We start from the raw sequence: 10,486 nt of genomic DNA on the forward strand, positions 1-10,486 counted from the left end.
AAATCAATTGGTATCTGAATTCACGGCCACTTAAATGTCTTAATTGGCATACACCAATCGAGATCTTCTTGCTTAATCTACGTCACTAAATTCGTTCAAGTTATTTCTTGCAATCTGCCAATTAATAATAATGTGCTGAGGATCGTTAGGACAACGGCTAATATAGAAATCAAAATTAATTGTATTTTCATTTTTTGATAATTTAGTAGGGATCATAAAAGAAAAGCCCCAGGCAATAAATGCTTGAGGCTCTCTCTTATTAGTACGAACAAATAAAGTCAGTTCTAGTTATCTTCCAAAAAGAGGTAATTAGAATTCACGCTTCTTAGCAGCAAGGCCAAGACCAAACATTGCAGAAACAGCACCTAATGCTACAACAGCTGAAGCATTTTCGTTACCAGTTTGTGGTAATGCCTTGGAGTCGTTAGCAGTAGCAGCGACACTAGCACCCTTAACTGATGCAGATGTCTTTACAGTAGCAAGTGATTGTGCAGCAACATGAGCATCGTAAGCAGCCTTAGTTACTTGTTTACCATTTACATAGTAGTTACCGTTCTTTTCACCAGTGAAGTTAGGAGCAACATTGTCCTTGTTAGTGGTGTCACTAGTATTGTTGTTAGTGTTATCACCAGTGTTTTGACCAGGCTTGTCAGATGGTTGATCTGGAGTGCTTGGTTGGTCTGGATTAGTTGGTTGATCTGGGTTAGTAGGAGTAGTTTCACCCTTCATTGCAGCTAACTTAGCTTGGGCAGCAGCTAATTGGTTTTGGTAAGCCTTCAAGGTTTGAAGTGCTTCATCATAAGCAGCCTTAAGAGGAGCAACCTTTTCAGCTGAAGCGGCAGCATTCTTCATGTTAGTCTTTGCATCATTGAACTTTTGAACGATTGCCTTGTCAGTGTTAATTTCGTTTACAAATTCTGCGTAACGAGCACTGTCCTTAACACCCTTAACTTGGTTAGTCCAGTAGTCAACTTGTTCTTGTTGTTGCTTTTGTGCCTTTTGAGCACCATTAAGCTTAGCTTGAGCAGCTGTTAATTGACCGGTGAAAGTACCAACTAAGCCATTAGCATTATCAACTAATTGCTGATTAAGCTTTGTAGGATTCTTAGCATAGTTAGCCTTAGCTTCTTCAAGAGTTTTATTTGCTTCATCAAGCTTAGTTTGGAAGAACTTGACATTGCTTTCAAATGTTGGAAGTTCTGAGTTAGTGTGATCAAGCTTAGTTTGTGCTTCCTTAGCCCATTCTTCAGCTTGGCTAAGAGCAGTACCATCAGCAGTTGGCAATGCCTTCATTCCAGCTTCATCACGAGAAATTTGAGCAGCAGCACTTGATGCAGTATCACTTAAGCTTTGGTAAACTGGATCATCAGTACCGTATGGTAAGTTATTAGCTTTCCGAGCAGCGGTCCAAGCATTATACTTGGCATTTGCAATATCACCAGCATCCTTAGTAGCTTGAACAGCATCCTTGTAGGCTTGTTCAGCTTCTTGAGCGGCCTTCTTTAATGCTGGAAGTTGATCCATGATTGCCTTAGCTTGGTTTAAGGAAATACCATCCTTGGTATTATTAAGCATCTTATCGGCAGCCTTAACATCATTACGAGCGGTTTTAATTGCATTTTGAACGGCAACCATATTGTTGTAAGCAAGACTCTTTTGAGCATTTAAAGCCTTCATTTCATTGCTGTCAGACTTAAGGCCAGCCTTTTCAGCAGCAGCAACAGCATCAGATGCTTGGTTCCAAGCATTAACAACAGTATCACTTTGAGCTTGTGCTTCATCTAAGTTAGCTTGTGCATTGCTCTTAGCGTTCATTACCCTGTTGTAATCTGATTGACCGGTTTGGTTCCACCAAGCTGTAAGGTCAGCAGTATTAACACCACTTACAACAGCAGCTGAATCTGAAGCAGCATTAGCAGCCTTATGTGCAACAGCTTGTGCATGACGTGCAGCATAGTAGTCGCTGTTAGCAGCGCTATAAGCAGAAGCTGCAGATGCAACAGCAGCTGAAGTTGAGTTCAAATTAGTTGCTGATTGAAGTGCATCGCTAGCAGCATTAACAACATTTTGTTGTTGTTCAACATTAGCACTAGCAGAGTTAACAACAGCTTCTTGACTAGCAATTTCTGCTGAAGTAGCAGCAGATGAGTTAGCAGCAGTAGTAGCTGCTTGTGAAGTAACAGCAGCTGAAGCTGGAGTAGCAGCGTCAGCGTGAACAGCAGTAGCATTAGTGTTAGCTAATACTAAACCTGCCAAAGCGGCAGTAGTAGCAAGTCCAGCATAAACGATGCTCTTACCAGACTTGTACATCTTGTAATGTAAAGCATTATTACGGTTTTCCATAATAATAATCCTCCCTTTGAATAAACATTGGGAGGATTCATTGATATGTAGCTGTTTAGAGGTAATCCTAGGGGAGTAGCTCGATATTATTAAATACCGTTTAATCAAGCAACATAAGCTATTCTCTACAAAATTTATCAAAAATAATCCCCCTAAAGTCCCCCTGGGGGGGATAAATTATGGATGTTTTTAGATCCCAATTAAATAAAGAGGATTCCCCTGACGATTGAGTAAGTTATCAAATTACTGCAAATACTTTTAGCAGTATTAAAGGGAAATAGTTAACCTATATACTAGCCCAGCGCTTAAATCAAGAAAAATTACGAAAATTAATAGCAACAAGCCCTTAGAGTTTAAGAGCCTTATTTTGCTTCAATCATAAAAGTTCTTACCGGTGATTCGGATACTTCAAGTTTTACTAACCTACAACTAACCGATTTCAGATTAGCACTCATTGCTCTATATAAAAGCCTAGTTAGATTTTCTAGTGTTGGTATAATATTTTGAAATGCTTCAAGCCCGTTTAAGTATTGATTATTGAGCTGATTAAGGATTTGATTGATATTATCCTCCATTATTTCAAATGCAATAATTTTTTTGCTTTTAATAAAGCAGTTAATTTCAAACGTATGAGGGTGAATTGATGAACTTTTACCATCTATAACTACCATATGAGTTGCATTAAGAAAAAAAGTTAATCTGTATGTTTCGTTTTCCATTTTATTCTGAAAATTCTCCTTAAATCTTTTCTAAACATTTTCTTTATTTCTTTCATTTCAGCGCTAAAGGATTCAACTTTCCAGGCGGCAGGTTCAGTCATTGAATTAATGATCCCAATAAACTGAATAGTGCTACACAACATGTAATATAACGGGAGCGTTACTAGTATATAAAACTTTGATACATAGTAATGACGTTCCTCCGGAAAAAAGCGTAAATAATATTGAATATCAATAAAATTTAGTAAACAAATAAAGACATAGAGCAGATACAAAATTACAAAAGATATCAGAATTAATTTAAGAGAATAACCAAACGGAATTAAAACAAGGAACGCTGCCATCCAGATAATTCGCAAAAATAAAATGGTATGATCCATAATTAAACGGCGAACGATAAAGTTCTTAAATATGTTCTTTAGACTCAATTGTTTTTTATTCATATAATAGTGAATTGCTTCTAGTTCACCACGTTGCCATCGTTGCCTTTGAGTATATAATTTACCTAAATTATCAAGTGGTTCAACATAGAAAATTGCCTCAGGACATAATGCAACTTTTCCCTTAAGTTGATAACGAATTTGAAAAGTCATATCAATATCTTCACCAACAGTTTGAATATTATACAGCTTTGTTTGAAGAAGTTTTTCTCGGCGAAAAGCTGAAAAAGCTCCTGACATTGTAAATAAGTGATTTTCTTGAGACTCAATTGCACGACCAGCTAAAAAAGACTGAGCATATTCAAAGTATTCATTTTCTCTTAGGAACTTTAATAATGGACTCCTAGTTTTCTTGATTGAGTCCTTTTGGGTGAGAATTGTGCCAGTCTGTGCATCAAGTTCAGGATCATTTTCAAATGCTCTAACAATATTCATTAATGCATCTTTTTGCAGTTGTCCATCACTATCTATGTGAATAATATATTCACCATTTGAACGATAGATTGCAGAATTCAATGCACGCGCTTTTCCTTTAGTAGTATCTATCCACTGCATAAATAACTGTTGAAATTCAAAATGGGCTCGACGATACTCACTAAAACTGCGATCAATACTTTGATTATTCGCCACAATAATACTAACTAGGTGATCTGGATAAGTTGAATCAGCAACCGAGCGAATACAGTTATAAATAGTATTCTCAGAATTGTATACTGGAATTATCAATGATATTCTAGGCAAATAATTTAGTCTCTTCAACTTTCCTAATTTTCTTCCTGCTATTCCTAACGTAATAAAACCATATAACGCTGGAAGAAATTCATAAATCAAAGGGAGTAGAAGCCAAGAGATCCAAAAGCCAAGTTCAACGATGATTCCAGATAAAAACACTTATTTCATTCTCCCTTCTCAAAGGTTCACATATTTTGTTATAACAAAATAACTGAAACAAAAAATAACTCTGTTGTACCTTAAAGTACTCTGAGTTATTTTATTGATTAATATTACTAATTATGAATGGTTATAGAAATAATAAACTCTAACGCTTTTTCTTTCCCCAATACTGGAAAAGATCAGTTCTTAATGCACCATTGTAGAGTTTACGTTTCTTGGTTGCTGGGGCACCGTAGTATTTTTCAAATTCCAAGTCTGCCGTTAGGATATACTTACTCCAGGTGGTCATTGGTCGGTAAATCTTTCCCATTTGGCGATAAAGCTCATGTACGGTTTCTTTATCACTTAGTCGTTCACCATAAGGAGGGTTGGCAACAATAACACCATTGATTTTATCGGTATGCCAATCCTTAACTGCTAACTGTTTGAAAGTGATGTCGTGGGTTAGCCCGGCTGCTCGACAGTTCTCTTGGGCAATATCAATCATATTTTGATCAATATCATAACCATGGATATCCAGTTCAACATCATAATCGGCCTTACTATCTGCCTCGTCACGAACATCATCGGCTAAGCCGTCTGGCACCAAATTGGTCCATTGTTCACAAACAAAGGAACGATTAATTCCTGGAGCAATGTTATGACCATATAGAGCTGCTTCGATTGGAATAGTTCCCGAACCACATACTGGATCGACAAATGGATTATCAGGGAACCAGTGGGCAAGCATTACCAGAGCAGCTGCCATATTTTCCTTTAATGGTGCACCACCCTTTGCTTTTCGATAGCCACGCTTAAATAGACTGTCACCAGTAGTATCAAGCGTTAGCATTACATGATCCTTATTAATAGCTACTTCTAGTGGGTAGAGAGCACCGGTTTCCGGAAGACGTGTTCGCCGGTGATAAACATCACTCAATCGACGAACAATTGCTTTCTTAACGATTGCTTGAACTGAGGGAACATTATGTAATTGTGAATGATGACTTTTACCCTCTACTGGGAATTGGGCATCAACAGGTAATAGGTTTTCCCAAGGTAAAGCTTCAGTTCGATCAAAAAGCTCTTCGAATGTTTTGGCTTCAAATTCACCGACAATAATTTTGACCCGGTCTGCTGTCCGTAACCAAATATTTGTATTTAAGACATCTTTAATTGTCCCGATGTAACGTACCCGACCATTTTCTACTCGAGTATCGTAACCGAGGTTTCGTAATTCTTTACCAACCAGTGCTTCAATTCCAGAAGCAGCAGTCGCTATTAGTTGATATTCTTGCAAAGTAAGAACTCCTTACGCTTCTTTAGTAATACTGTAATTTTACCATATATTAGACTATTTATTTTTTTATAAATCTAACTTATCTTTTTAAGAAAACTTTTAGTATTCTTTTTAATTCAACATGATAAACACAAAGAGTCAAAATAGTATATATAACAAGATAAATAATTAACGAAATCCAAATATTACTGATCTGTGTGGTTAATTCAAAAACTAGAATCATTCCTCCAAGATAGAAAGTGTTCTTTCTCCAATCAATTTTGTACTTTTGAATGAAATAAGTATTAGTAAAAACGTACCAACAAAAAAGAACAATTAAGGAGATGACTGCAATGACAATAGCACTTTTAGTCAAGTAATACCCAATTAAATTAAGGACAAGTGAGCCAATTAAAGTTACAATACCTTGAACAAGATAAACATTAGATTTCTTAATAACTTTGTAGTAATTAAAAACTAATATTGAGATACAACTAGAAACACCAACACCTGGAAGCAATAAACGGAAAAATATTAAAGATTCATCGTAATTTGGTAGATACCACTCAATAAAAAGTCGAACAGGATAATAAACAGTTAGAGAAGCATATATAAAAATGAACAAAATAGCTGTATTAAAGCTATATTGCCCCATTACGGTATTTTCACTTTGACGATTCAAAAAGGGAAAAATCACTGTTGATATTGGAACAATCACAGTAGAAATTATTGAAATCAGGCTATAAGCAAATGAATAAATACCAAATAAACGGTTATCAAAAAACATTGAAATAAGTTGGTTATCTATATTGAGAATAAATGTACCTATCTGATAAGAAATTGCAACAGGAATTCCTAACTTAAAGAGTTCAACTATAGACTTGTTCGTTACTGTTTCTCTTAGCAATTTTTTATTTATAGAAAGTGTCTTTTTTAATGAACTGTGTAAAACAATTAATAGAATTAGAAACACAACTAAAAAGAGAATCAAATAAACTACTGCTGGTAATGGAGATAGTAATTTAAGCTTAACGATTGAAAAACAGATTATAACAATCAAGCATGTCAAAAGTGATTGCAACATGTTTACCCGACTAATCAAATCAAATTTCAACATAGCCTGAGCCAAATATCGGTAATAGGTTACGATATTACTTAATAAGGTAAAAATACTAAGAAGTAAAAAGATTTGCCTATATTCGCCTTGTAAAAAGCAAGCACAGCAAATAAACATTACCACACTTACTACTATCTCCATTTTTATAAAGAATTTTGTTATATATTGTATTTTGAATTTGTCTATCTGAGTATCATCTTGTCCGCCATATTTAACTAACATCCCATCAGCTAAGCCAAAATACAACAACACAATATACGTTGCATAAAGCATAAAGAGCTTATAGTAACCATATTCATCAACACCCATTATTTTAGGTAAGACAAAGCCAACTAAAACACCACTTAGCAAAATAAAAATATTACTAAATATAACTGTGAACACACTTTTAATAAAATTGTTCTTCGTTTTCAATTTATTACCAACCTAACTCTATAGTGATCTAATGCCACCTAATAATTTGCGGACGAGTAAATACTTCATAAAAGACGACAACAATAAATACATAGAATAATAAGCGACAAATAATAAGCTGGGTTATTGTTTCACTCAGGTAGCGACTTAGATAAATAATTAATAGTAGTCTAAGGATAGTGGCTATAAATATCAAAATACAGCTATAAAAGCCAATAATAATTTTTTCTAAAACAGTATATATTGGGAAAAAGCATAGTAAACTTTCCAGTGAGATTATTTCAATAACTCCAGTATATTCATATGTAATCTTTACTTTAGAATCATAAAAGCTTACAAAATCACGGGACATACTAATTGAATATCCTTTGAAGAAGAAAGATAGAGATTTCATAGTATAAAGAACTGATTTTATCGAGCTTTGGATAAAAAAATCCTTAAAAGTTAAAATAATAAGGAACAACCCAATACTACCAACTATGAAGAAAAACGCGTTTAACTTTGTTCTCTTAAGAACATAAAGCAAATATAACCATAGTAAAATGACTATTCCAAACACTGTCATATTAATATTTCCCAACAAAAGTGAATAATTCATAGTATGAAGTACCAGCTCGAAGATTATCAACAAGACAAAATCCTGCATATAAACAAAGAATTATCATCATTATATAAATAGCAACCGTTTTTAACGATATAGACTCATTACTTCTTAATTCAGAACTAAACTCAGCTGGTAGAACAATGATTAAAGGCAAGATAATTGGTAATGATACCAACATACATCTCTCGAAAAGCAACTGATCAAAGAAAGCGCCACAGGCAAAGCAGAAGAAGATTATTATAAATTCTATATAACGACGGTCAATAAATTGTTGTTTTACCCATAAAGTGATTATTAGTAATAAACCAAATATTAGTAATCTTCCAATATCTCGAAACAAATTTGCTGTAGAAGAAATTAAAATAGTCGCATTTTTCCCTAGATATTGATTACTTTTAAGAATAATACTTGAAAAGAAAGGAATACCTGCTAATGGAATTAGTAGCATTATAATTGCCCTTTGGAAAAAACTTTGAAGAAGCATTAATCCGTCAATGATTCTTAATATCGTTTTATATCTCCAAAAAATGATCACCAATAAAAGCAATAGCCCTAATAACAAAGTATACGGATGAACCAAACTCAGAAGTATTATAATCAGCAGGAGAGAAATGGTTGACCACGAAAAAAAGACTCGTTCATTCTCTAAATATTTAAGAGCAAAATAAGCAAACACTGTTCCAACCATATTATTTCTAATTCCGCTCACCGCAATGCTGTATGCGAAAATACAGCAAAAGATAATAAATCCAAAGCAATAATACGATATTGACAATTTATTTTTATCAACTACTAATTGGATAATCTTTAATGCAAAGAAGTAGTCAATAAAACAAACCACTGATAATAGAACTATGTCTGGAAAATAAGACATCCCCAGCATAACCAGTGCCATAACTGGGGTTGCACTAAAAGACATTACACTATTAATAGAATTACTAGTATCAGTAGGATTAGTGTTGATAACTCGCCACGCTTCAGTCAATCCATGGTTAATCCGTGCCGTTCTAATAGCATCTAATGATGAAAAATACTGTAAAGCATCTACTTTACTATCAAGTTTGGGAATAATAAGAAAAGAAAACACCATGAATAGCATGGCTACGATAAACACTTTCACACTTAGACTTGATCTAACACAAAGAAAGATAGCTAAAGATATTAAAATAGTTAGTAAATAACCGACCGCGAACATTTACTTTTCTCTCTTTCTTTGAATATTATGTGCAGGAATACCGACTAGTACACTATTAGGTTGACATGACTTAGTAACTACTGCATTAGCACCAATTTTAGTCTTACTGGCAATTGTTATCCCGCCAATAATTCTTGCGCCCATTCCTACTTCAACGTTATCACCGATAATTGGACAATCATCAGAAGTCCCTTTATTACCAATGGTAGTTTCCCCACGAATTAAAAAATCTTTACCAATTACTGACGCGGTGTTAATTACAATTCCATAGGGATGAAATATTCTAAACCCAGGTCCAATTTTCGTTGATCCAGGAATATCACAATTCAGAAATAATTTTAAAAAAATCAAATCAAATAATCTGTAAATTAAATAAAGGATTTGTCTAATTATCGGAATGTGCACATGAAAGTACGTAAAATTACCAAAACGATATATAAAAATTACTAATTTAGGCAGTAATCCTGGATTCTTCTTGATTTCATTCAAAAAAGTCATTAATTTTTCCTACCTTAATTCGCGAATATATATTTCTTTCATCAAACGATCAACATTACTCTTATCAAATTTCATTAAGCTTCCTTCACTGGCATTTGTAATAGGTCTATTTTTTATAACCTGCTTTATAGCATTAGAGACCTCATCGGTATCTAACGGATTTTTAATTAGGATTCCATTATTAGGTTCAGAAACATAGTCCTTAATACCGGTATTTGCCGTGCCGATTGTATAAAGACCTAATGCTACTCCATCCAATCCTCCCATCCCTAGTCCTTCACGTCTTGAAATAAAAGCATTTAAATCAGCTGCTAAATACAAATCACGAATATCTTTCCTAAATCCTAATAATCGAACTTGGTTATCAAGTTTTAGTGACTTTATCATATCTAGTAAATTATGCTTTTCAGGTCCAATTCCGGCGATGATATATTTGATTTTGGGATTCTTTAGTTTTGCAATTGCTTTAATTACAGTTGAGTGATTTTTCCTTTTAGTAAGTTCTCCAACTGATAAAATTAAAAAATCATCTTTAGCTATACGTAATTCTGTTCTTTTATCATTACGAATATGTTCTCTTTCTTTAGTCGGCAGATTAATTGACTTTTTAATATCTGCGCCAATGCCAGGAATATGATAAATATTCTTTACTGGAAGATGTTTTGCAACTTTATAGTCATCAGAATTTATTACGATTAATGCATCAGTCCAGTAGGCATAGAACCATTCAATTGGATAGAACAAAAGCCAGTCTTTTAAACGACCACCATGAAAAAATTGAAATCCATGAGAAGTATACATACATTTAATTCTCATTTTGTGAGCTGCACGTCGTGTAATAATACTGCTTAACGGAGCATGGGTATGAACTGCTTTAATTTTATATGGCAGATTGTAAAATTTAAGTTGAACATTTAAGTAGACAGAAAAACCCATCAAGGTCTTTAATGGTGTTACCACAACATTCCATTAGAAAGAAGGACCTTAATGGGCACCACTATTTT

The 10,486-nt window shown here is 34.2% G+C and carries 9 protein-coding genes; all 9 read right to left on the reverse strand.

The features are described from left to right. Positions 1–309: 309 nt before the first annotated feature. The 9 genes from HUK49_RS09890 to HUK49_RS09930 all read right to left on the reverse strand — a co-directional run bounded on the left by HUK49_RS09890 (position 310) and on the right by HUK49_RS09930 (position 10,442). A complete protein-coding gene (locus HUK49_RS09890; RefSeq protein WP_191913610.1) occupies positions 310–2,343 on the reverse strand; it encodes an LPXTG cell wall anchor domain-containing protein in 2,034 nt (677 codons plus the stop codon). A gap of 362 nt (positions 2,344–2,705) precedes the next feature. Continuing rightward, entirely contained in the window at positions 2,706–3,062 is a 357-nt protein-coding gene (locus tag HUK49_RS09895; protein WP_102169321.1) for a 6-carboxytetrahydropterin synthase, read from the reverse strand. After that, positions 3,038–4,393 carry a TIGR03111 family XrtG-associated glycosyltransferase gene (locus HUK49_RS09900; protein WP_191910618.1) on the reverse strand — a complete coding sequence of 452 codons (1,356 nt, stop codon included), beginning with the start codon at positions 4,391–4,393 and terminating at the stop codon, positions 3,038–3,040. The genes HUK49_RS09895 and HUK49_RS09900 overlap by 25 nt, the downstream gene beginning before the upstream one ends. Positions 4,394–4,541: 148 nt before the next feature. Then, on the reverse strand, positions 4,542–5,675 hold the full coding sequence (locus tag HUK49_RS09905) for a THUMP domain-containing class I SAM-dependent RNA methyltransferase (protein ID WP_178696335.1): 1,134 nt from the start codon (positions 5,673–5,675) through the stop codon (positions 4,542–4,544). A 79-nt stretch (positions 5,676–5,754) separates the two neighbouring features. Further along, positions 5,755–7,185: a lipopolysaccharide biosynthesis protein gene (locus tag HUK49_RS09910; protein WP_102169318.1), complete on the reverse strand. Its 1,431-nt coding sequence runs from the start codon at positions 7,183–7,185 to the stop codon at positions 5,755–5,757. Positions 7,186–7,213: 28 nt separating this feature from the next. Then, positions 7,214–7,831: an exosortase family protein XrtG gene (gene xrtG / locus HUK49_RS11685; RefSeq protein WP_146001943.1), complete on the reverse strand. Its 618-nt coding sequence runs from the start codon at positions 7,829–7,831 to the stop codon at positions 7,214–7,216. Further along, on the reverse strand, positions 7,752–8,984 hold the full coding sequence (locus HUK49_RS09920; protein WP_191910616.1) for a hypothetical protein: 1,233 nt from the start codon (positions 8,982–8,984) through the stop codon (positions 7,752–7,754). Before HUK49_RS09920 ends, xrtG begins: the two co-directional genes overlap by 80 nt. Beyond that, complete coding sequence (locus HUK49_RS09925) at positions 8,985–9,482, reverse strand: serine acetyltransferase (RefSeq protein ID WP_191910615.1); 498 nt, start codon at positions 9,480–9,482, stop codon at positions 8,985–8,987. Between the two features lie 9 nt (positions 9,483–9,491). Further along, on the reverse strand, positions 9,492–10,442 hold the full coding sequence (locus HUK49_RS09930; protein ID WP_191913609.1) for a glycosyltransferase: 951 nt from the start codon (positions 10,440–10,442) through the stop codon (positions 9,492–9,494). Between the last annotated feature and the right edge of the window lie 44 nt (positions 10,443–10,486).

This window comes from Limosilactobacillus portuensis (genome assembly GCF_014838735.1).
Taxonomy (GTDB): domain Bacteria; phylum Bacillota; class Bacilli; order Lactobacillales; family Lactobacillaceae; genus Limosilactobacillus; species Limosilactobacillus portuensis.